The 22,830-nt window shown below is 57.0% G+C and carries 20 protein-coding genes; 14 read left to right on the top strand and 6 right to left on the bottom strand.

The window, feature by feature from the left end:
- The first annotated feature begins 111 nt into the window (after window positions 1-111).
- Window positions 112-1,101 (top strand): DUF6515 family protein, encoded by a 990-nt coding sequence (locus HGP31_RS27480; RefSeq protein ID WP_168758988.1) that lies wholly within the window; start codon window positions 112-114, stop codon window positions 1,099-1,101.
- On the opposite strand, the gene HGP31_RS27475 is transcribed toward HGP31_RS27480, so the two are convergent.
- Together HGP31_RS27475 and HGP31_RS27470 are read right to left on the bottom strand one after the other, a co-directional pair.
- A complete protein-coding gene (locus HGP31_RS27475) occupies window positions 1,083-1,988 on the bottom strand; it encodes a cation diffusion facilitator family transporter (protein WP_020798726.1) in 906 nt (301 codons plus the stop codon). The two genes, HGP31_RS27480 and HGP31_RS27475, sit on opposite strands and share 19 nt — an antisense overlap.
- A gap of 29 nt (window positions 1,989-2,017) precedes the next feature.
- Complete coding sequence (locus tag HGP31_RS27470; RefSeq protein WP_020798725.1) at window positions 2,018-2,437, bottom strand: hypothetical protein; 420 nt, start codon at window positions 2,435-2,437, stop codon at window positions 2,018-2,020.
- A gap of 109 nt (window positions 2,438-2,546) precedes the next feature.
- On the opposite strand from HGP31_RS27470, the gene hrpB reads away from it, so the two are divergent.
- The 6 genes from hrpB (at window position 2,547) to HGP31_RS27440 (ending at window position 10,979) form a co-directional block, all read left to right on the top strand.
- The gene (gene hrpB / locus HGP31_RS27465) at window positions 2,547-5,066 is read left to right on the top strand and encodes an ATP-dependent helicase HrpB (protein ID WP_168758987.1); all 2,520 of its coding nucleotides are present in this window, start codon (window positions 2,547-2,549) and stop codon (window positions 5,064-5,066) included.
- A gap of 58 nt (window positions 5,067-5,124) precedes the next feature.
- The gene (locus HGP31_RS27460) at window positions 5,125-6,615 is read left to right on the top strand and encodes a site-specific integrase (protein ID WP_168758986.1); all 1,491 of its coding nucleotides are present in this window, start codon (window positions 5,125-5,127) and stop codon (window positions 6,613-6,615) included.
- A complete protein-coding gene (locus HGP31_RS27455; protein ID WP_168758985.1) occupies window positions 6,608-7,201 on the top strand; it encodes a hypothetical protein in 594 nt (197 codons plus the stop codon). Before HGP31_RS27460 ends, HGP31_RS27455 begins: the two co-directional genes overlap by 8 nt.
- Before the next feature lie 180 nt (window positions 7,202-7,381).
- Complete coding sequence (locus HGP31_RS27450) at window positions 7,382-8,512, top strand: site-specific integrase (protein ID WP_205896187.1); 1,131 nt, start codon at window positions 7,382-7,384, stop codon at window positions 8,510-8,512.
- A 398-nt stretch (window positions 8,513-8,910) separates the two neighbouring features.
- Entirely contained in the window at window positions 8,911-10,566 is a 1,656-nt protein-coding gene (locus tag HGP31_RS27445) for an integrase (RefSeq protein WP_420850704.1), read from the top strand.
- The gene (locus HGP31_RS27440) at window positions 10,563-10,979 is read left to right on the top strand and encodes a hypothetical protein (protein WP_060764059.1); all 417 of its coding nucleotides are present in this window, start codon (window positions 10,563-10,565) and stop codon (window positions 10,977-10,979) included. The genes HGP31_RS27445 and HGP31_RS27440 overlap by 4 nt, the downstream gene beginning before the upstream one ends.
- A 477-nt stretch (window positions 10,980-11,456) precedes the next feature.
- On the opposite strand, the gene ehuA is transcribed toward HGP31_RS27440, so the two are convergent.
- From ehuA to ehuB, 4 genes are all read right to left on the bottom strand, one after another.
- Entirely contained in the window at window positions 11,457-12,251 is a 795-nt protein-coding gene (gene ehuA, locus HGP31_RS27435) for an ectoine/hydroxyectoine ABC transporter ATP-binding protein EhuA (RefSeq protein WP_060764057.1), read from the bottom strand.
- An 80-nt stretch (window positions 12,252-12,331) separates the two neighbouring features.
- Complete coding sequence (ehuD, locus tag HGP31_RS27430) at window positions 12,332-12,988, bottom strand: ectoine/hydroxyectoine ABC transporter permease subunit EhuD (RefSeq protein ID WP_060764056.1); 657 nt, start codon at window positions 12,986-12,988, stop codon at window positions 12,332-12,334.
- Window positions 12,985-13,644, bottom strand: a complete 660-nt coding sequence (gene ehuC, locus HGP31_RS27425; RefSeq protein ID WP_060764055.1) for an ectoine/hydroxyectoine ABC transporter permease subunit EhuC — start codon at window positions 13,642-13,644, stop codon at window positions 12,985-12,987. Before ehuC ends, ehuD begins: the two co-directional genes overlap by 4 nt.
- Window positions 13,645-13,713: 69 nt before the next feature.
- Window positions 13,714-14,571, bottom strand: a complete 858-nt coding sequence (gene ehuB, locus HGP31_RS27420; RefSeq protein WP_060764054.1) for an ectoine/hydroxyectoine ABC transporter substrate-binding protein EhuB — start codon at window positions 14,569-14,571, stop codon at window positions 13,714-13,716.
- Window positions 14,572-14,851: 280 nt separating this feature from the next.
- Here ehuB and ehuR point away from each other — a divergent pair, with 280 nt between their 5' ends.
- The 7 genes from ehuR (at window position 14,852) to HGP31_RS27385 (ending at window position 22,825) form a co-directional block, all read left to right on the top strand.
- Complete coding sequence (gene ehuR, locus HGP31_RS27415; RefSeq protein ID WP_168759235.1) at window positions 14,852-16,246, top strand: MocR-like ectoine utilization transcription factor EhuR; 1,395 nt, start codon at window positions 14,852-14,854, stop codon at window positions 16,244-16,246.
- A gap of 108 nt (window positions 16,247-16,354) precedes the next feature.
- The gene (eutB, locus tag HGP31_RS27410; protein ID WP_076964526.1) at window positions 16,355-17,326 is read left to right on the top strand and encodes a hydroxyectoine utilization dehydratase EutB; all 972 of its coding nucleotides are present in this window, start codon (window positions 16,355-16,357) and stop codon (window positions 17,324-17,326) included.
- Between the two features lie 36 nt (window positions 17,327-17,362).
- Window positions 17,363-18,355 (top strand): ectoine utilization protein EutC, encoded by a 993-nt coding sequence (gene eutC / locus HGP31_RS27405; protein WP_060764071.1) that lies wholly within the window; start codon window positions 17,363-17,365, stop codon window positions 18,353-18,355.
- 43 nt (window positions 18,356-18,398) lie between these two features.
- Window positions 18,399-19,589: an ectoine hydrolase DoeA gene (gene doeA, locus HGP31_RS27400; protein WP_060764070.1), complete on the top strand. Its 1,191-nt coding sequence runs from the start codon at window positions 18,399-18,401 to the stop codon at window positions 19,587-19,589.
- A gap of 3 nt (window positions 19,590-19,592) precedes the next feature.
- On the top strand, window positions 19,593-20,594 hold the full coding sequence (gene doeB, locus HGP31_RS27395) for a N(2)-acetyl-L-2,4-diaminobutanoate deacetylase DoeB (RefSeq protein WP_060764069.1): 1,002 nt from the start codon (window positions 19,593-19,595) through the stop codon (window positions 20,592-20,594).
- 133 nt (window positions 20,595-20,727) lie between these two features.
- On the top strand, window positions 20,728-21,207 hold the full coding sequence (locus tag HGP31_RS27390) for an Lrp/AsnC family transcriptional regulator (RefSeq protein ID WP_060764068.1): 480 nt from the start codon (window positions 20,728-20,730) through the stop codon (window positions 21,205-21,207).
- 145 nt (window positions 21,208-21,352) lie between these two features.
- The gene (locus HGP31_RS27385) at window positions 21,353-22,825 is read left to right on the top strand and encodes an NAD-dependent succinate-semialdehyde dehydrogenase (protein ID WP_168758983.1); all 1,473 of its coding nucleotides are present in this window, start codon (window positions 21,353-21,355) and stop codon (window positions 22,823-22,825) included.
- Window positions 22,826-22,830 lie beyond the last annotated feature (5 nt).

Raw genomic sequence — 22,830 nt, 5'->3', positions numbered from 1 at the left:
CATTTGGCACCCGCCCTCAATAAATAAGTTCCGCGACTGATAACCTGTTGCAGAACCGGCCTGTGCATTTCCAGTCTTACCTACAGGCCCTGACCCGTATAGAGGAAAAGCATGAGATTGCGCATCTGGCGGTTGGCCGGTGTTGGGCTGTTGTGTGTCAGTGTCACCGCGCAATCGCTGGCCGACCAGCCGCAAAACCGCGGTCCGGATGGCGGACAACACGAGGGCGGTGGCCATCAGGGCCATGCTGGCAACAACCCGCCGCGTCCGCAAAATGGTCAGCAACCGAATCAGCACAACGGCCAGAACCAAAATCAAGACAACGGCCAATGGCAGACCCGTCCAGCGCCGGACTACAACAGCCGGGTGCGTTCGCCGCCACCACCGCCGCAACTGCCGGCCAATGACCTGCCCATCCAGCCACGACCCGACACCGTGCAACAGACCCAACAGCCTCGGCGTGGTTACTATCAGGACGAGCCGCGGCGCAACGATTCCAACGCGCACTGGAATGGCTATATCGGCGCACCTTCCAACGACAGCAACCAGTGGCAGGGCCGTCCCAGTGGCCACGGCAACGGTTGGGGCCCCGGCCCGCAGTATCGTCCGGGGCACGTGATCGACCGCTTCCCGGACCGCGACTACCGTGTGCCCTATGGGGGCCGGGATTACTACTACTCCGGCGGCTACTGGTATCGCCCGCAAGGCCCGCGCTATGTGGTGGTGCAGCCGCCGCGCGGGATTCGCGTCCAGTACCTGCCTGATTATGCCCGTGAGGTCTGGATCGATGGCTCATTGCTGTTCCTGGTAGCCGGCGCCTACTACGCCTATCAGGAAAACACTCAGGACTACAGGGTGGTCGAGCCGCCTGGCCAGCCGTTGGCCACCGGCAATGGTTACGACGTGGAGGCTTATCCGGCCAACGGCCAGTCACCGGAGCAGATCAACCAGGATGGATACGATTGCTATCGCTGGGCGGTCGAGCAGAGTGGTTTTGATCCGAGGGTCGACACCTGGCAGCCGGACCCGGCGGTGGTGCAGGCCTACCGCCAGGCCCAGGGTGGTTGCCTGGATGGTCGCGGTTATCGGGTGACGTTCTGAGCACCGGCCTTGACGACTTCCTGCGGATCGGCGTGCACCAGCACTTCGGCCCGCGGGTAGGCGGCGTGAATGGCGTCGGCGGCCTGGTCGCTGATGCCATGGGCGACTGACAGGGTCAGTTCCCCCGGCAACTCCAAGTGCAGCTGCACAAACCACTGGTTGCCGGAAATCCGCGTGCGCAAATCATGGGCGCCCAGTACCCCCGGTACTCCGCAGGCCAGCTCCAGCATGTGCTGGCTGACATCCGGCGGCAGCTCCTCATCCATCAAGACCGCAAAGCTTTCCCGAGCGATCGTCACCGCGCTCCAGAAGATGTAGGCGGCAATGCCCAGGCCGAACCACGGGTCGACCTGATGCCAGCCAAACCCGGCCAGCACCAGCGCCACCAGGATGCTGCCATTGAGCAGCAGGTCCGAACGGTAATGCAGGGAGTCGGCGCGCACCGCGTTGGAGCCGGTGGCCTTGACCACGCGATGCTGCACCATCAGCAGCGCCAGGGTCAGGCCCAGCGAGAACACGATCACCCCGATGCTGATCCACGGTGCACCCACCGGTTCCGGATGCTTGAGCCGATCCCATGCCTGTAGCGCAATCAACACCGCACTGCCGCCGATAAACAGCGCCTGGGCCATGCCGGCCAATGACTCGGCCTTGCCATGCCCGTAGCGATGGTCGTCGTCGGCCGGGCGCAAGGCGTAGTGCACGGCCAGCAGGTTGAGCAGCGAAGTCACGCCGTCAAGCGCCGAGTCGGTCAACCCGGCGAGCATGCTCACCGAGCCGCTCAGCCACCAGGCGATGGCTTTGGCGACGATCAGTGTGCAAGCCACCGCCACCGAGGCACGGGTTGCCAGCCGCAGCAGGCGGGCGTGTTCGACGCTTGAGATCATGGGTGCGGATTTTCCTTATCGTGCCCCGATTACGCGGCGGGTTGCAGGCCGAACATGGCCAGTTGCTGGGCGCTGCCCTTGTGCTGGATCAGGCGTGGATCGTCCAGCGGCAAGCTGCGGCCCGTTTCACGCTCCAGGATGGTCTGCAACTTGAGGTTATCGACCTTGCCGTCGGCACCGATGGCTTCCTTGAGTTTTTCCGGCGCCACCTGTGCGGTTTCGCCCGGTGCGTAGTAAATCGCGCCGGTGGCGAAATCCACGGCGAACGCGATCAGGCCGGGGATGATATAGAACAGCAGGCCCACGGCATCGAGCACGGCAATGGCCGGGTCGATCTTGCCGTCGATCTGGCCACGGCGATCAGGGTAGAAAATCGAACCGCATGCGGTGATCTGCGTTAGCAGGGTCGCGATCAATACACCGCCAATCAGGCGAAAGGGAACACGCATGTGAAATCTCCTGGGTAATTTCAAAACGAAGCGTAGTCGGTAGAAATTAAGACCCTGACGAACGCCCCGCAGTTCGCCGTTATACTCGCCGCTCTGTTTGGGAGCCAGCATGATTTCTTTGCCGATTGATGAAGTTTTACCCGCTCTGCGTGAAGCCCTCGCTGCACGCCACGAAGTCGTGCTCGAAGCACCGCCCGGTGCCGGTAAGACCACCCGTGTGCCCTTGGCCTTGCTGGATGAGCCGTGGCTGGCCGGGCAGACGATCCTGATGCTCGAACCGCGCCGCCTGGCCGCGCGGGCGGCAGCGGAGCGCCTGGCCAGTGAGCTGGGCGAGAAGGTCGGCGAAACCGTGGGTTATCGCATTCGGCTCGACAGCAAGGTCGGCCCCAACACCCGAATCGAAGTGGTTACCGAGGGCATCCTTACCCGGCGTTTGCAGGACGATCCGGCGCTCGAGGGCGTGGGCCTGTTGATCTTCGACGAGTTCCACGAACGCAGTCTCGACGCCGACCTGGCGCTGGCCTTGAGCCTCAATGGCCGGGAACTGTTCCGTGACGATCAGCCGCTGAAAATCCTCTTGATGTCGGCCACCCTGGAAGGCGAACGGCTGGCCGGATTGCTCGACGACGCGCCGATCCTGCGCAGCGAAGGGCGCATGTACCCGGTGGCAATGCGCTGGGGCCGGCCATTCCAGGCAGGCGAATTCATCGAGCCACGGCTGGTGCAGACCATTCTCGAAGCCTTGAGCGACGAAACCGGCAGCGTGCTGGTGTTCCTGCCGGGGCAGGCCGAGATCCGTCGCGTGCATCAACAACTGGCCGATGCGCTGGGCAATAACACGCAAATCCTGCTCTGCCCATTACACGGTGAACTGGACCTCGCCGCGCAACGGGCGGCGATTGATCCGGCGCCGCCGGGTCAACGCAAAGTGGTGCTGGCCACCAACATCGCCGAGACCAGCCTGACCATCAATGGCGTGCGGGTGGTGATCGACGCCGGGTTGGCGCGGGTGCCGCACTTCGATCCCGGCAGCGGCATGACCCGTCTCGATACACAACGGATTTCCAAAGCCAGTGCTACCCAGCGTGCGGGCCGGGCAGGGCGACTGGAACCGGGTGTGTGCTATCGCTTGTGGTCGCAGGATCAGCACGAACAATTGGCGGCTTATGGCAGTGCGGAAATTCTTTCGGCGGATCTCGCCGGGTTGGCGCTGCAGCTGGGGCGTTGGGGCGTGACACCGGGCCAGTTGGTTTGGCTTGATGTACCCCCGGCAGCCGCTTATGCACAAGCTCAGGACTTGCTGGTTCGTCTGGGCGCGCTGGAGGGCGAAGCACTGACACGCCATGGTCAGGCCATGGCCGAGCTGCCAGCGCATCCTCGTATCGCGCACCTGTTGTTACGTGGACAGGCGCTCGGCTTGGCGGACATGGCTTGCGATGTCGCGGCCTTGCTCGGCGAGCGCGATATCCTGCGTGGCGCCGGTGCCGACTTGCACAGCCGATTGGCGCTGTTGTCCGGCGAAGCGCGCGGCGCTCGTGGCGCCCAGGGTGGCGTACAACGGGCCCGGCAACTGGCGCGGCAATATCGCGGTTATCTGCGCGCCAAGGCGTCGGAGCCGGTCGCCGATCCAGATCATCCACGCTGGCTCGGTGCGCTGCTGGCCTTGGCCTATCCCGACCGCGTCGCCCAACAGCGCCGTGCCGGCGGTGCCGAGTATCGCCTGGCCAACGGTCGCGCCGCGCTGTTCGCCGAGGCCGACAGCCTGATGAAGCAGCCGTGGCTGGTGATCGCCGATCTCGGCAGCCGTCAGGGCCAGCGTGAGGAGCGGATTTATCTGGCGGCGGATTTCGATCCGGCGTTGTTCGACTCGGTACTGGCCGAACAGGTGCGATGCGTCGATCAGCTGGATTGGGATGAGCGCGAAGGTGTGCTGCGGGCCGAGCGCCAACGCAAGGTGGGCGAGCTCATCCTCAGCCGCGAACCGCTAACCGGTCTCGATGAAGCCGCCCGCAGCCAGGCGCTGGTCAACCTGGTGCGACGCAAAGGCCTGGAGCTGCTGCCGTGGACTCCGGAGTTGCGCCAGTGGCAGGCACGGGTGGCGTTATTGCGCCAGCTGGACCTGGGTGGAAAGGGCGAAAGCGATTGGCCAGATGTCAGCGATGCTGCGCTGCTGAACACCCTTGAGCATTGGCTGATGCCGTATCTGGGCAAAGTCTCGCGCCTCAGTCATTTCGCCAATCTCGACCTCTCGAGCATCGTTCACAACCTGTTGCCATGGCCGCTGCCACAACGCTTGGACGAGTTGGCGCCGCACCACCTGAGCGTGCCATCGGGTTCATCGATTCGTCTGGATTACAGCGAGCAGCCGCCGATTCTGGCCGTGCGCTTGCAGGAGCTGTTCGGCCTGGCCGAAACCCCACGCATCGCCGGTGGCCGGCAGGTGGTCAAGTTGCATTTGCTGTCCCCGGCGCGAAGGCCCGTGCAGGTGACCCAGGACCTGGCGAACTTCTGGCGCAGCACTTACGCCGAGGTGAAAAAAGACCTCAAGGGACGCTACCCGAAACTATTCCATAAGTTAGACCCTTGGGTTGAATCACTTAACAAAAAAGGATTGACAAAAAAGGATTGATATTCATCTCGTAACTGTGAACATTGACGCATCTACGCATTGAGAGGCGGATGTGCACATGTCGTCATACGAGAACTCTGCTCATACAGGCAGGCTGGTCATTGTCCCTCGAGTGCGGGATGCTTTTGCTGATCTGTACGTTTCTAACAAACCTCGTGGAGCGACCCCCACGCTCTTGGTAGCCACTCAGCCACCCATTGAACTATTCCAGGTCAATGAGTTTGGTAGCAAGAACGGCGAGCGCGATGTGTACAACTTCCCTGTGTTGTTCCATCGCTGCGGTCTGCCGTGGATCGAGGCGAACTCATATCTTCTTAACCTCGTCAAAAATAAGCATGCACGGACTAGGCCGACAGACAAGGCCCGTCGCACTGCAAGCAGGCTCTTAGACTACCTGTTGTTCTGTGAGGATCAGGAGATTGATTGGAAAGACTTTTCCGGCAAGCGACCACCGCTTAGACCAACATACCGCTATTTCAGGCATTTGATTGATGATGGCGGAAAGTCTCCTGCGGTAATTAACCAATATACAAATATCGTATATGATTTCATTAAGTTTGTTTCGTTGAATTGGCACTATGAAATTGATATGGAGCGCGTTGATACGGTAAAGAAAGTTAGGCTCTTGCTGGAAAGTGGTCGCGGAGCCAGGATGATTGAAGTTGAAAAGCGCAGCCAGACGCTTCCAACGTCTAAGAAAAGTAATGTTCCCATTGGCTTTGTCCGTGACGATGGTGAAGATTTAAGACCGCTCACCAATGAACAGCTTTCCGAGTTGTTGGCGATAATAGATGATGAGAGAAATTGGTCGCAGCAGGAACGACTGATACTTCTTGTTGCATTGATGACTGGCGCGCGGAAGCAGACAGTCCTGACCTTACGTATGAAGCACCTTGAGGGTTTTACAGAGGACAATCTTCATCGTGACAAAACATACCATCTGCATGTGGGGCCTGGGACTGGTATTGATACCAAACGCGATAAGCCTCAGATGCTTCATGTACCGAAGCAACTGGCTGATGACCTGAAGGTTTTTGCTAGCAGTCCTATGGCAGTCAAGAGACGGGGATTGTTGCGCGAGAAATTAAAGAAAGAGCATAGCAGTCTTGAAGCGTTGAATGATGACGATATGTATGTGTTTCTATCTGATCAAGGTAATTGCTATTACATGGCGGAAAGTGATCCGCGTTATTTAGAGGTTAAGTCAAGGCCGACGGGGCAGGTGACCGAAACCATAAAACGAAAATTGATTAAGTATGCATCAAAAGAATTTCCTCTTGGTTTTACGTATCATTGGTTAAGGGCAACCTTTGCTTTTCAGTTGTATCAGCATTTGCTGCCGTTATTGGCGTCGGGGCGCTTGCAATATGGTGAGGAGGTTTCACTTGTTCAGAGGCGCCTGTATCATTCAAATCGAGAAACGACAGAGAATTATCTGAAGCTCTTTCGATTGCACTCTGATAAGTTGGCTGCTCAAGAGCTTTACGAAGATGAGATTTTCGGATTCGGAGACTACAGTGATCTGAGATTGGAGAGCGCTAATGAGTGATTTGGACCAAATGGTTATCCGTGAAACGGATGTGGTCACCTTGTCTCAGCTAGGACAAGATTTTCTGTATCCAGAGCGTTTGCGATTGAAGCTTGATCCTCGTGCCATTAAAAGCCCTATTGATATAGGTTCATTTGCCTATTCGGTTAGGTACATGGGAGTCAGGTCATGCAGGGAAGGGGTTCCAGTTGTTATTGGATCGTTCATTAGTGGTCGGAGGATGCTGGTAAGAACCATTGGTGATTATTTCAATACTGGTGGATTAAGAGATAGAAGCATCCTTGGTGAGTTTAAAAGTTTTAAGTTTGTATTGGATTGGTGTGATGCCAGTGGGCATGTAGACGCGTTCGACAATGTAAAGTCTGCTAGGGTGGCATACAAAGGATTTAGAGAATTTCTTCTGCATCAAATTTTGGCTCTGGGGAAGTTAAAGCCAATCAGTTGCTTTGCTCGTCAGAGGGCATTTAAGCTTCTTATTGGTCTTCACTTCAAAGATGGTGCTGATTATATTACAAGAGGCGTGCCTGGTATTAAGGCGAACCGGAAAAGCCCTGAGCCTCCGAGAGAAGATAATGTAAAAAGCTAAATAAATGTCTGCATTGATGTTGCGTCTCGATTTAGTTCTTTTGTCATGAGCGGGGAGCCATTCCCCTGTCGGGTTAAATTTTCAGGTCTAGAGGCTGTAGTTTTCCCTATTTATGGCGCGACGCTAACCCCGTATTCGAATGGTAAGAGGCTTCACTGCCTTAATCTCGTGGAAGCACGGGTGGCTACGCCAGAAGAATATATGGCTAGTGGAGCACGAGTTAGTAAGCTGGATATAATTCGCCGGTCGCTTGGCGATACGCAAAAAACCATAGATGAAGCGAATACGGATCTTCGGCATGAGCAAAGGATGCGTTTGGCATCCATGTCTGCCAGTGCATATGCATGTCTTTTTATTTTGATTACAGGGGCAAATCCTAGCGAGTTTGTGCAGTTTGAATATGCAGAAGCTCTTGAAATTGAGCGGTCGGCGATAAAGAAAGAGTTGACGGCGGTGAAGTTTCGGGCGAAGGGAAGGACGACGCGCTATCCAATCGGTAGAAAGGGGCTTCAGTTGCTAAGAGCCTATTTGAAGCTAAGACAATGGATGCTTAACGGACAGAGCTGCGAGTATCTTTTCTTCAGAATGCGTAAGGATGGGGTCTATTCTGGAGAATATAGTCAGTTGAACGAGAATTTTTCTAGTGCATTTTTTAGGCGGCTTAGAGGAGTGTATTTGCCACCTGATGCGAAGAATATCCCAGCATCTGCGGTAAGAAAGTTCAAGAGTTTGGTTTTACATGAATTGAGAGTTTCGCCATCATTAGTAGCCGAGTCGCTGAATCATTCACAGCGTACGAATGCATCAAATTACTCAGAAACCACGGTGGAACGGCAAGAGCAGGAGTTCGGTATCTACTGGGAAGCTGTGCGCAAGGCTGCGGAGGTGGTTCGAGAGCGTGGTGCCAAGGAGGAGGCTGCCACTGTTGTAGGGCACTGCGAAGACTTCAATCATCCAGTGCAAACACGCGAGGAAGTGCCGATTCAACCGAATTGCGAGACGCAGTACGGGTGCCTCTATTGTGAGAACTATATGTGTCATGCGGATGAAGAGGATGTTCACAAACTCCTAAGTCTTCAGTACGTTGCTAACGCAGTGAGGAAAACTACCGCAGATTTACAGCATGCCGAAAGGCTATTCAAGGACCTTTCTATTCGCATTGAGTTTATCCTTGAAGCTGTCTCCGAGCGCTCAAAGGAGAGTTCGACCCTAGTCGCTGAAGTTAAGTACAGGGTGCAAAAATTGGGCGATCTGACGCCTTTTTGGGAGAGGCGCTTGCAACGTTATGAGAAGGTGGGGGTGGTATTTTGAGTTCTACGTTTTTTAGTGATTTGTTCTCTGGCGTGGCGGGAGTCGGCTCTGTTCCACCGGATCCTTATGATGAAGAGGACGGCGTCCCTCCTGATAGCTTTGTGATGTGTCGCGATAGAGATGGGAATGCTACAGCGGTCTATGGGGATGATGTGTGGGATTTAAATCCTTATCGCCTTAGCGCGAACAGAGTTAATTTGTTTCGGTTTGACGGCATGTTGGATGGTGAGGGCGTTGAACGGCGGCGCTTGATAAATGAAGTAAAATATATTTTTTTCTGCCTTATTTTTTATGTAAGTGCGGGGCATATTGGTCGGCTTAGCCCGTCTTCTTTGTTACAGTATTATACTGTTCTTCGCTCTGCCGTTCGGTATTGTTATGCGCAGAGGGATAGAGAAATGGTCGGGGTGTTGTCACTCCAGCAACTTTTTACTATTCCGATATATCTTGCTGCCTTCCTCAGGGAATGTAAGATGTGTCAGAGTAAGGTCAAGAAGCTTCGTGCGCTGCTGCGGCACTTAGTTTCGGTAGGGGAGAAACGCCTTGGGTATCGAATTCAGGGTGTTTTTGATGTGGATTTCGGATTGGAAGGGTATAGGGAAGGATTGCAGCACCCTGTTATACCAACTCGTATCTATCTTGAGATAATAAATATTCTCGGTGATAGGGTTGATCAGATTTTTTCTGGTATTGATTCTCTTGAGGAGTTTATTGCCTCCTTTGAGGATAGAGTTTACGGCACAAGTATCAATTTTCAACGCTGCACTATGAAGGTTTCGAAGCGGGATGTCCGGCCTATATTTGAGGAAGCTATTGCGCAGCACCAGTTGAATAGCGTTTTTGCTGGGGATTTTATCTGTAAAGAGCGAATGGGGTTGTCGTTAGCGTTAGCTAAGGTCCAGTATATTATTAAAACTATTATCCACACCTATACAGGGATGCGCGATCAAGAGGTCGCGAGACTTCCGTATAATTGTCTTTCACAGTCTGTCGTTGTTCCTGATACGACGGATAGTCGGGGTGTTGTCCGAGATCGAGCAAGGATGGTTGATCTTATATCCACCACGACAAAATTTGAAGGGTACAGGCAAGTCGAGGCTTGGCTTGCCACTGAAGACGTAATTAAGGCGGTCAAGGTGGGGCAGGCAATCTGCCGAGGTCTTTCAAAAATTTATAAGACTGATGTCAATGATATGCCGCTTTTCCTTAATCCATCAATCATTGTGAGAAAAGGCGATATAGAGGTTGGCGTTACGATTTGGAGGGTCGAAGCAAAGCCTGAATCACTGGCAACATCAATTCTGATTGAACAGTCGGATTTGGCTGAGCTTGCGGCCACCGACCCAGGAAGAGATTTTTCTGCTGAAAACTCTTTTGCCGTTGGCATGCCTTGGAATTTAACTAGTCATCAGTTTCGACGCTCACTGGCATTTTATGGTAGCAGTAGCGGCTTTATATCACTGCCTAGCTTGAAGAAACAGTACAAACACATGACGTTACAGATGGCGCGCTACTATGCCAACAATTTTGAAAATCTCAAAACTATCTTTGGCTATTACGATTCGGAGAAGAAAGAGTTCGTTCTACCCCAGAATCACATGGCGTATGAGTTTCAGATGGGAATGCCGATGAGTGTCGCCTATGACATTCTGACGGAGGTTCTGGGAGAAAACATACCTCTCTTTGGAGGCGTTGGAAGTTACATCAATAAGCAGCGTCAGCGCCTTGAAAGCGGGGAGGCTCAAATTGCTGATGTGCGCGCTGAAACGATGAAGCGGGTCGCTAATGGTCACCTCCGATATCGCCCAACGCTGCTCGGTGGTTGCACTAAAGTTGGGGAGTGCGATTCCTATCTTCTTGGTGACTTTACGACCTGCTTGAGCTGTGAGGGCTCAATCATCAAACCTCAGAAACTAGATGAAGCTATTAAAGACGCTGAAAGAGAACTTGCGGTGTACGAGGAAGGTTCTGGCGAGTATCAGATTACAAAGGGTGATTGGGATAGACTGGTTCGATACAGACATCGTCTGATTAATGTTATGGAGGTTGAATGATGTCTGGTGGGATCACATCTGACGGCGTTAAAATATGCGAGGCGGCGTTTGAGCGCCTTAAAGCGGGGTGCCCAGTCATTTCCGCACATGTAGGTATCGACGGATCAAAGATCACGGCAGGTATTGTTAGTGTTGAGGCTGGATTCGATCGTGGTTATTTGAAAAGGTCTCGCGGCTCGCACATGCCTTTAATTGCCAGAATAGAGGCCTATCGAACAGAGTGCAGCACGACAAGCAACTCTAAGGCTTTACAGATTAAGCGCGCCCAGAATAAGGCCGGGAGGGCTGTGGTTGAGCTTGAACAAGCCCGAGAGCAACTTTACCAAGTGCTTACGCAGAATCTGCAGCTAGTTGAACGTGTAAAGGAATTGGAGAATAAATTGAAGCGCTATCAAAGTAGCTTGGATTTTTAATTTGAGGGAGTGGCGTATTCGTAAATTCATGCCTGTGCAATGGCCAAAAAATTAGTAACCAGAGGTAGCCATATCCAGTTCTTTCATCAGATATCTTGTCTCACTTTGAAGGGCCACAAGCGTCCTAAGTTGATCTTCAATTACCAAAGCGAACACACCGAAATTTGGGAGAGCAAGGTGCTTCAAATGGCCCGGGGGGATTCCGTGGAGTACGGTGATGAAGCGGGAGCCCTTGTGAAGCTCAGTCAGTGATCGACTGCACCCTAAAAGCCCTCCCAACCATGCTTTTTGCTCTAAAGGATCCTTGATTACCGCGGCGTTATACTGAATAAAATAATTCAGACCCTGGCACTTCCCCACAATGTGCGAAGAATCATGGTTGATTGAAAACCAGGTATTTGCACAGTTGTGCCAACCCTTTGCATTCGACCTGAAGGGCACTGTGCATAGCACAGCCCCTTCCAGCTGAGTTTTCGGTTAGTTGGCTTCTTTCACTGCGCTAAGGAACGCGCAAGTTCGTTCCTGTTGCGGGTGTTCAAAGATCTGCGCGGGAGTGCCCTGTTCGTGAATCTGCCCCTTATAAAAGAAGCATACGCGATCGGCGAATTCCCGGGCGAAGCCCATCTGGTGCGTGACCATCAGCATCGTCAGGTTGTGCTCGGCGCCGAGTTTGCGGATCACGTTAAGTACTTCGCCGCACAGTTCCGGGTCGAGTGCCGAGGTCACTTCGTCGAACAGCATGACTTTGGGCCGCATGGCAAGTGCCCGGGCGATCGCCACCCGCTGTTGCTGGCCGCCGGACAGCTGCGAAGGGTAATGGCCAAGCTTGCTGCCCAGCCCCACCAGTTCCAGCAAGTCTGCTGCCCGTTCGCGCGCTTCAGCGGGTTTCATGCCAAGGACTTGCACCGGCGCTTCGATGACATTTTGCAACGCAGTCATGTGCGGGAACAGGTTGAAGCTCTGGAACACCATGCCGATCTTGCCGCGCACCCGGCGGATATGCCGATCATTGGCCGGCACTAGCACACCGTTGCGATTGGGCATGTGGGTCAGCAAGTCATCCTCGATGCGGATCAACCCGTCATCGATGCCCTCGAGCGTCATCAGCACCCGTAATAATGTGGATTTACCCGAGCCGCTGGGACCGATAATCGCGACTTTCTCACCCGGCGTGACGTCTAGGTTCAAGTGGTCGAGCACGGTGAAGTTGCCGTAGCTCTTGGTGACGTCCTGAAAGCTGACGATCGGCTTGACCGATCTGGTTTCCTGCATGGCCGTGGCCTCCTGCGAATGCAGCGGGGTCGGGTTGCTGCGCCGGGAAAGGTCGCTGGGTGTCGAGAGTGGAGAAGTCATTAGCGTAGCTCCAGGCGCAGTTCGAGGCGCCGTACCAAATAAGCCAAGGCGATGCTCAGGGCGAGGAAAAACAGACCGACCATGGTGATCGGTTCCAGGTAGCGGAAGTTCTCTGAGCCGATGTTCTTGGCCTGTTGCATGATCTCCACCACAGTAATCGCCGACAGTACCGGCGTGTCCTTGAGCATCGCCACTAGGTAGTTGCCCAATGGCGGCAGGATCGGCCGCAGGGCTTGGGGCAGGATGATGTTGCGGTAGGCGCTGTACGGGGCGATGTTCAGCGCCGTGACCGCCTCCCATTGCGCACGCGGCACGGCGTCGAGGCCGCCGCGATACACCTCGGCGATGTAGCAGGCGTAATGCAGGCCTATGCCGAGAATCCCCACTTGCATCGCGGTCATGCTGACGCCGTAATTAGGCAGCACGTAGTAAAGAAAATACACCTGGATCAGCAGCGGTGTGCTGCGAATGAACTCGATCACCCCGGTGGCTGGCCACGATAGCCAGACTCTGCGGCTGCGTCGACCAATTGCCAGGAACAGACCTAGCACAATGGCGATCAGGAAACCGATCAGGGTAATCCCTACGGTGTTAAGCGAAGCGCGCAGTAAATCGGGGAGGATTTGCCAGGCATAGGTCCAATCAAACAGTGTCATGACAGACCTCCCCGCATCCGCCCGCGAGCCAGATGGAGCTCAATGCGACGCATGCCGATATTGATGGCTTGCGCCAGGATGAAGTACATCACCAGCGCAAGGCTGAAAATTTCCAGGGTCTGGAAAGTCGCCTGATCCAGTTGACGCGCCCGGAAGCTCAGATCGGATAAAGTGATCAATGACACCAGCGAAGTATTTTTCAGCAATTCAATCAGCAGATTGGTGCCCGGCGGAATAGCGGCCAGCAACGCCTGCGGAAGAATAATGCGGCGAAAGCGCTTGTAGCCGCTGAAGTTCAGTGCTGTGGACGCTTCATACTGACCCTTCGCGACAGAGCTGATCGCGCCGCGCATCACCTCTGCGCCGTAAGCACCAATGTGCAAGCCAAGGCCGACGATGGCCACGCTATAGGGGCTCAGTTCAAGGTTGAACGGTGGCAGCGGTAGCACGAAAAACAGCCAGAACAATTGCACCAGCAACGACGTGCCGCGAAACACTTCAATGTAAGCAACGGAAAACCAACGCAATGGCCGCCATGGCGACATACGCCCCAGGGCCGCGAGAATCGCCGCGACAATCGCCAGCAGCGAACCGAAGATCGTCACCTGGAGCGTCACCCAGGCGCCTTGTATCAATAGCGGAAGTAATTCACCCATGGTTTAAACCTGGCCATCCGGATTAAGCAGGGAAATAGGCATCGCACCGTGACGCCATGCCTGTTTCGACTATTGAGCGCAGAGCTCGGCAGCCGTTTTTCTTGTCACGTTGGATTTGTCAAATCCGAAAGGAGCGACCGCCTTGAGGTGCTCTTCGGAGCCCAGCCACTTTTTCAACTCCGCGTTGACCGCATCGCGTAGGTCTTTGTCTTCCGGACGGAAGGCGAGAGCACCGTATCCTATGTGCGACGGGTCGTCCTTGAACTCGGTGACTGCTTCGACTTTTTCTCCACCCTTGGCGGCCAAACCTTTCATGGTCAGTTGAGTACCCACGGCGGCATCGGCACGACCGGCGCGCACGGCTTGCAACTGAGCTGTGGTGTCCGGCACCTGGAGGATCTGCGCGTCTTTCACGCCCGAATCCCGCGCATACGCCAGGTTCACCGTACCGGCCATGATCGCCAGTTTCACCTCGGGATTCTTGGCGATGTCTTCATAGCTGTGTAGAGCCTTCGGGTTGCCTTTGGCTGTAAGCAGTGCGTCCGGCAGTTGATACTGCGGATCGGTAAACAGCACCTGCTTGCAGCGGGCCGGCGTGATGTACATGCCGGCGGCAATCACGTCGAAGCGCCCGGCGCGCAGGCCCGGGATCAACGAACCCCATTCGGTCAACACGCCGTCGACCTGTTTGATGCCCATTTTGGCAAAGATGGCTTTGGCGATTTCCGGTGATTCACCGGTGACCCTGCCGTCTGTTTCGGTAAAGGCGAACGGGGTTTCGTTGGCATAACCGATACGGATGCTGCTGTTCTGTTTGACGGTTTCCAGTGTTGTAGCGGCTTGGGCGCTGGCGGCCAGGCCGAGCATCGCGCAAGCCACGAACAGGCGACGCAAAGCATGGGTGCTGCGGGAAGGGAAATTGCTCATCGATAAAATCTCCTGTTTCTTGTTGACCCGTCGGTGACGGCTCTGTGGTAGGAGGCAGTGTTACAAGAGCAAAGCGTACAAGAACTGATCCCATGGATCGGGACACAGTCCGGTACAGGTCGACTGATTTTGTTGTGGGGGCTTGAAGTGTGCCCGGCTATCGACCTTGAGCCGAGCATACAAAAGCTCTGAGCATCATTGTATTGCACTAGGACAATTGCTTTGCATGGATTCTAGCGAGATGCTGTCCCGACGAGTACAGACCCGGGTTTTAGCGCTGATGGACAAGTGGAAAGCAGCACTGGAAAACGCCCGTAGCGGCGAGTCCAAATACAAGATTCTAGTGCAGGCAATTGCCGACGATATCGAGCAGGGTGTCCTGGTCAATGATCACCGCCTGCCACCGCAGCGGCACGTTGCCGATGCCATGGGCATCAGTGTGCAGACGGTCACCAACGCCTATAAAGAGCTGGAGCGCCAGGGGCTGGTGCGTTGCGAAGTCGGGCGCGGCAGCTTTGTGTCGCGGCGCATGAGCGATCGAGTGGCTACCTATATTCTCGATAGCCCCGAACGGGCCCTCGTGGATTTTTCCATCACGCGGATCCTGCACACCCGCGAGCACGACCAGTGCTGGCGTGACACCTGCCGCGAGCTCAGCACGGAAGAGGATCAGCCGTGGATTCACGCGTTTCGTCCGATTGCCGGTTTCGAGTCGCACCGTGAAGAGGCCATGCACTGGATCGGACGGCAAGGACTGCGGGTCGAGCGCGATGGCATCCTGATTACCAATGGCGCGGCCCACGGCATCTTCCTTGCGCTGGCATCTCTGGCGGGCCCCGATGATGTAGTACTTTGCGAAGGGGTCACCGATCACGGAGTGATTGGCAACTCCCAAGTATTGGGGTTCACCCTCAAAGGCCTGGAGATGGACCGTTATGGCATTGACCCGGAACATTTCGAAGACATGTGCAGCAACGAGCGCATCACCGCGCTGGTGTGCACGCCGAACCTGAACAACCCGACCACCAGCCTGATGCCGGACAGTCGTCGGCGGGAGATTGCCGACATCGCCCGGCGTTTCGGCGTGCACATTATTGAGGACGATGTATACGGCCCGTTGCTGGACGAGCATCGCGCGCCGCCGATTAGCCATTACCTGCCAGAACTGTCGTTCTATTGCACCAGCATGACCAAGTCGGTGCTGACCGGTTTGCGCATCGGCTATCTGGTGGTGCCCAAGCGTCTGGCGTTGCGCACCGAGAGCATCTTGCGGGTCAACAGCTGGATGGCCACGCCCATGGTCTCCGAAATCGCCGCGCGCTGGATTCGTGACGGTCGCGCCGACACGCTCGTGCGTTTGCAGCGCAAACTGTTGGCCGGCCGTCAGGCGATGGTCAGCGAATACCTGGGCGAGCACCTGCTCGGCCAGCATCCTCATGCATTGAATGCGTGGGTCGGTATTCCCCCGCATTGGGAGGTCGACAGCCTGGTGCGGGCCCTGCGTCACCGGCACATTGCAGTCACGTCGCCTGACCCGTTCACCGTGCGTGGAACGCCTCGGGCTCGAGCGTTGAGGATCTGTGTCGGCGCCGAATGCAGCGACGAAGAAATGCGCGATGCGCTGATTGGCATGCGCGAGATATTCGGGCAGTACCCGCAAATCCACGATTTTTGACCGGGAAAAAGTCCCCCAAAAAGTTTGTCGGCTAAATTGCCCTAGTACATTCATTGCGACAATCCAGTCCTCTTAGACTGCGCCTAACACCACAGTCGGGACGCGATCATGTCATCGTTGCAGCTACATGATGTTTACCTCGCTCGCCAGCGCATCGAATTGCTTGTCCGGCGTACCCCCATGGAATATTCGCCCAGCCTCTCGCAGCGATTGGGCGTGGCGGTGTACCTCAAACTCGAATCCCAGCAAATCACCGGCAGTTTCAAATTGCGCGGCGCGAGCAATGCCGTGGCGCAGCTGAGCGCCGAGGAGAAAACGCGTGGCGTGGTGGCGGCGTCGACCGGCAATCACGGTCGTGCTCTGGCGTATGCCGCTTCCCGACAAGGCGTGAAGGCGACGATTTGCCTGTCGCATCTGGTGCCGGCGAACAAGGTTCAAGCCATTCGCGATCTGGGCGCCGAGGTATGCATCGTCGGCCAGTCCCAGGACGACGCCCAGCGTGAAGCCGAACGGATCGCCAACGAGCAAGGCGCGACATTGCTGCCGCCGTTTGATCACCCGGCCATCATCGCCGGGCAGGGCACGCTGGGGCTGGAAATCCTCGAACAGCAACCGGACGTGGCGCAAATCCTCGTGCCATTGTCCGGCGGCGGTTTGTTTGCCGGTGTGGCGCTGGCGATCAAAAGCGTCAGCGCGAACATCATCACCCACGGCATCAGCATGCAACGCGGTGCGGCCATGCACGGCAGCCTCGCAGCTGGGCATCCGGTGGAAGTCGAAGAGCTGCCGACCCTGGCCGACTCGCTCGGCGGTGGTATCGGCCTGAACAACCGTTACACCTTCAACATGACGCGCGATCTGTGTGACCACCTGCATTTGCTCAGCGAGACTTCCATCGCCAATGCCCTACGCCATGCCTATCGCGAAGAGCGTCTGGTGCTGGAAGGCGCGGCCGTGGTCGGGATTGCCGCGTTGCTTGATGGATTGATTGAGCCGCGCGGGCCGATCGTGGTGGTGGTCAGTGGCCGTAACGTCGACGTCGATCAGCACCTGCGCGTCCTCGCAGGCGCGGATGCGTGAACCCCAACAATAAAAACTGAATGGAGTGCCGCATTGATGAGTGATATCACCTTATTGAGCGAAGCTGATCTGCGTGCCTGCGTGGCACTAGACCTGCCGAGCATCGAAGCCATCGAACAAGCCTTTGTCCTGCTGGCCACGGCAGCAGTGGCAATGCCGCCGATCCTGCGTCTGGACATCCCCGAGCACAACGGTGAAGTGGACGTGAAGACTGCGTACCTGCCAGGCCTGGAACGCTTTGCGATCAAGGTCAGTCCGGGTTTTTTCGACAATCCGACACTTGGGCTACCGAGCCTCAACGGCATGATGATGCTGTTGTCGGCACGCACCGGTTTGCTCGATGCCTTGTTGCTGGATAACGGTTATCTGACCGCCGTACGCACAGCAGCGGCGGGCGCGGTCGCTGCTCGTGCGCTGTCGCGGGTTGACAGTCGCAGCGTGGCGCTGATCGGTGCCGGCGAACAGGCGGCGTTGCAGCTTCAGGCGTTGCGCCTGGTCCGGCCGATTGAATCCGTTCGAGTCTGGGCACGTGACCGCGCCAAGGCTGAAGCCTTCAGCACCGAATTGGCGCGTGACAGCGGTCTGGTGGTCACGCCTTGCGCGAGCATCGACGAGGCCATGGCCGGCGCGGACATCGCGATCACCTGCACCCCGAGCCGCGAACCTTTGATCGAAGCGCGCCATCTGCACCCCGGCCTGCACATCACTGCCATGGGCTCCGACGCCGAACACAAAAACGAAATTTCCCCCCAGGCGCTGGCGCAGGTCGACCGCTACGTGGCAGATCGCTTGAGCCAGACGCGAATCCTCGGCGAGTTGCATCACGCTCTGGCGGCCGGCGTTATTGCCAACGAATCGGGCTTGGCCGAATTGGGACAAGTGCTCGCGGGCCAGCGCCCGGGTCGGACCAGCGATGCGCAAGTCACCTTGTGCGACCTCACAGGCACCGGCGCCCAAGACACCGCCATGGCCAATCTGGCCTTCGAGCGCGCGCGCTCGGCCGGCAAGGGCTTTCAGTTCGGCAGCTAATCCATTTTTTTCATCCGTGCGTCATTTATCAGAGGGCATGTGCATGTCTCAGATAGTCGTCAATCTCCCGTTCGAACGGGAGGAATACGCCCAGCGTCTGGCCAAGGTTCGAGCGGCCATGCAGGTTCAGGGCATCGAGCTGTTGCTGGTCACCGATCCGTCGAACATGGCCTGGCTGACCGGCTATGACGGTTGGTCGTTTTACGTTCACCAATGCGTGTTGTTGGCGCTCGACGGCGAGCCGGTCTGGTTCGGTCGCGGACAAGACGCCAACGGCGCCAAGCGCACGGTGTTCATGCAGCACGAGAACATCGTCGGTTACCCGGACATCTATGTGCAGTCCCGGGAACGCCATCCGATGGATTACCTGTCGCAGGAAGTCATCAGTGCCCGGGGTTGGGACGCGCTGACCATCGGCGTGGAAATGGATAACTATTACTTCAGCGCCGCCGCGTATTTGTCGCTGCAGAAAAACCTGCCGCAGGCCAAGCTGATCGACGCGGTCGGGTTGGTGAACTGGCAGCGAGCGATCAAGTCGCCCCAGGAAATCGCTTACATGCGCATCGCTGCGCGCATCGTCGAAAACATGCACGGGCGGATCCTCGAACGGATCGAGCCGGGCATGCGCAAAAATGAACTGGTGGCTGACATCTACAGCAGCGGGATCCTCGGCGCTGATGGCCATGGCGGCGATTACCCGGCCATCGTGCCGCTATTGCCGACCGGTGCCGATGCCAGCGCGCCGCACCTGACCTGGGACGATTCGCCGTTCGAAAAGGGGGCCGGGACGTTTTTCGAGATTGCCGGTTGCTACAAGCGTTATCACTGCCCGTTGTCGCGCACGATCTACCTGGGCAAACCTCCACAGCATTTCCTCGACGGCGAAAAAGCCGTGGTCGAAGGCATCGCCGCTGGACTGGAAGCGGCGAAACCGGGCAACACCACCGGCGACATCGCTGTGGCGTTTTTCAAAGTGTTGCAGAAGTTCGGCATCCACAAGGACAGCCGTTGCGGCTACCCGATCGGGATCAGTTATCCGCCAGACTGGGGCGAACGCACCATGAGCCTGCGTCCCGGCGACACCAGCGTGTTGCAGCCAGGCATGACTTTCCACTTCATGCCGGGACTGTGGATGGACGATTGGGGACTGGAAATCACCGAAAGCATTCTGATCACCGAGACCGGCGTCGAGACGCTGTGCAACGTGCCACGCCAACTGTTCGTGAAGGATTGAGCCATGAGCGAATTGCCCGATAATCCGATCAGCGCCACGGTGGATTTTGCCCGCGAAGGCGTGCAACACGGGTTCCTCAAATTGCCGTACTCCCGGGACGACTCGGCCTGGGGCGCGGTGATGATTCCGGTCACTGTGATTCAGCGCGGTGAGGGTCCGACCGCGCTGCTTACCGGCGGTAACCACGGTGATGAATACGAAGGCCCGGTGGCGCTGAGCAAACTAGCCCAGGGTCTGACGGCTGCCGAAGTCACGGGGCGGGTGATTATCGTCCCGTTCATGAACACCCCGGCGTTCCATGCTGGTCGGCGCACGTCGCCGATCGACAAGGGTAATCTCAATCGCAGTTTCCCCGGTAAGCCGGACGGCACCGTGACCGAGAAAATCGCCGACTACTTCAACCGGACCTTATTGCCCTTGGCGGACTTCGTGCTGGACATCCATTCCGGTGGCCGCACCTTGGATTTCCTGCCTTTCGCAGCTTGTCATGTGCTGCCCGACAAAAATCAGCAGGCGCAATGCGAAGCCGGAATGCGCGCTTTCAATGCACCTTACAGCATGCGCATGCTGGAACTCGATGCCGGGGCGATGTACGACACCGCCGCCGAGCGTCAGGGCAAAGTCTTTGTCACGACCGAACTGGGTGGCGGTGGTTCGTCCACAGCGCGCAGTGTGGCGATTGCCGAGCGCGGGGTGCGTAATCTGCTGGTGCATGCGGGGATTCTCGAAGGTGAGATCCAGACCACGGGGTCAATCATGCTCGACATGCCCGATGCCAATTGCTTCATCGCCAGCGAACACGACGGCTTGCTGGAAATGTGCCGCGATCTGGGCGACAAAGTGAGCAAGGGCGAAGTGATCGCCCGCGTTTACGACGCTACCCGCAGCGGCGTCGCCCCGGTGGAATATCGCGCGGCCCGCAGCGGCCTGCTGGCGGCGCGCCACTTTCCCGGCCTGGTGCAGTGCGGCGATACCATTGCAGTCATCGCCGATGTATTGACCTGACCCCAAACCCTGTGGAAGCGAGCCTGCTCGCGATTGCGGCGTTACATACATTAATGATGTGACTGAAATACCGCCATCGCAAGCAGGCTCGCTCCCACAGGTTTCTCCCACACATTTAGGAGATTTTCGGACCATGCACAAGCTCGATCGCTATGACCTGAAAATCCTGCGAATCCTCGCCGAAGACGGTCGGATCACCAAGTCGAGCCTGGCCGAGGCGATCAATCTTTCGGTGACCCCGGCGTGGGAGCGGGTTCGCAAGCTGGAGGCGCTTGGGCTGATCAAAGGGTACCGAGCGCAGATCGACTGGTACGCGGTGTTCAAAAGCCAGCAGGTGCTGGTGGAAATCACCCTGGCCCGGCACACCGCCCAGGACATGCGGCGTTTCGAGCAACGCATGAACGAGGCCGCCGAAGTGGCGTTCTGTTACGCCACCGGTGGCGGCGTTGATTACATGGCAATGATCCAGGCGCCGGACATCGACCATTACCAGCGGTTTATCGACCAGTTATTGCTCGATGACCTGGGCATCGAGCGCTACTTCACTTACATCGTCACCAAAACCATCAAGACCGGGGGGGGCTTGCCAGCCGAGCTGGCGCAGGAGCCATAAACCGGCGCAAAACCTTCACCGCAAAAAGCCCTTGTTTGCCGGTGTTCAATCAGAAAAAACCTGTGATGACGCCCCGCCAAACGCCAAATCACCTGGGCTGCACTGCCCTAGCATGGACTCACGCACACAGTTTGGAGTGAACGCCATGACATACAAACATCCGCTGTTGTTCAAAGCACTTTGCTACGTAGACGGGCATTGGGTCCACAGTGAGAGCGGCCACAGCGTCGCCGTGCACAATCCGGCCGATCAGAAGTTGATCGGTCATGTGCCGATGCTCGATCAGTCTCAGATCATCTCCGCCGTTGATGCTGCACACCGGGCGTTTGCGGCCTGGCGTGAACAAAGCCTCGATGCCCGCGGGACGATTCTGCGGCGCTGGGCGGCGTTGATCCTTGAGCATCAGGAAGACCTGGCGCGCATCCTCAGTCAGGAACAAGGTAAACCCCTGGCCGAGTCACGCGGCGAAATCGCCTACGCCGCCAGCTTCATTCCCTGGTTTGCCGAAGAGGCGCGGCGTCTTTACGGGCAGAACATTCCCAGCCATATCCCTGGCGCGCACTTAGGCACCGTCAAGGAACCGGTCGGCGTCTGTGCGCTGCTGACCCCGTGGAATTTTCCTTCGGCGATGATCACCCGCAAAGCCGCCGCGGCACTGGCTGCCGGTTGCACTGTGGTGATCAAGCCGGCCCATGAAACACCGTTTTCCGCATTGGCTCTGGCGCAACTGGCAGAGGAAGCGGGCTTCCCGGCAGGCGTGTTCAACGTGGTGCTGGGCGAACCGCAAATGGCCATGCAAACCCTGGTGCAGGACACTCGCGTGCGTTCGGTCAGCTTCACCGGCTCAACCCGCGTCGGTAAATTGGTCCTGCAAGCGGCTGCCCAGGATGTGAAGAAGGTGTCGCTGGAGCTGGGCGGTAACGCGCCGTTCATTGTCTGCGCCGATGCTGATCTGGAACTGGCGGTGAAAGTCGCAGTGGAGGCCAAGTTCCAGACCTCCGGCCAGGATTGCTGTGCGGCCAACCGGATCATGGTGCATCGTTCGATTTACCCGGCGTTTCTCAACCGCTTTGCCTCTGCGGTGCGCGAACTGCGGGTAGGCCCGGCGCTGGTGGGTGATCAGGAGCAAAGCGTCGACATCGGCCCGTTGATGCATCAGGCGGCGTTCGATGTTACGGCCGAGCGCGTCGAAGACGCCCTGCTACTTGGTGCACAACGGCTGGTCGGCGGTGAAGCGCACGCCCTCGGCGGGTTGTTCTACCAGCCGACGGTGCTGGCCGACGTTACGCCGCAGATGCGTATCTACCGCGAAGAGAATTTCGCGCCGATCGCCGCCGTCATGCCTTTCGACACCCTCGAGCAAGCCATCGAAATGGCCAACGACACCGAATACGGTCTGGCGGCCTACATTTGTTCCAACCGCCTGGACCTGATCTACCCCCTGATTCGCCGCCTCGACCACGCCATGATCGCGGTCAATGGCGTCAAGTTTACCGGCCATCCGATCCCGTTCGGTGGCATGAAAGCCTCGGGGCTGGGCCGCGAGGGCGGCACCGAGGGCTTCGAAGCCTTTGTCGAAACCAAATACTTTTGCCTGCACCATCAAGGCCAGTTCTAAGGAGA

Origin of the sequence: Pseudomonas umsongensis, from assembly GCF_012647205.1 — a bacterium.
In the GTDB taxonomy this organism is placed as follows: Bacteria; Pseudomonadota; Gammaproteobacteria; order Pseudomonadales; family Pseudomonadaceae; genus Aquipseudomonas; species Aquipseudomonas umsongensis.
This window is presented reverse-complemented; position numbering and strand designations above follow the sequence as displayed.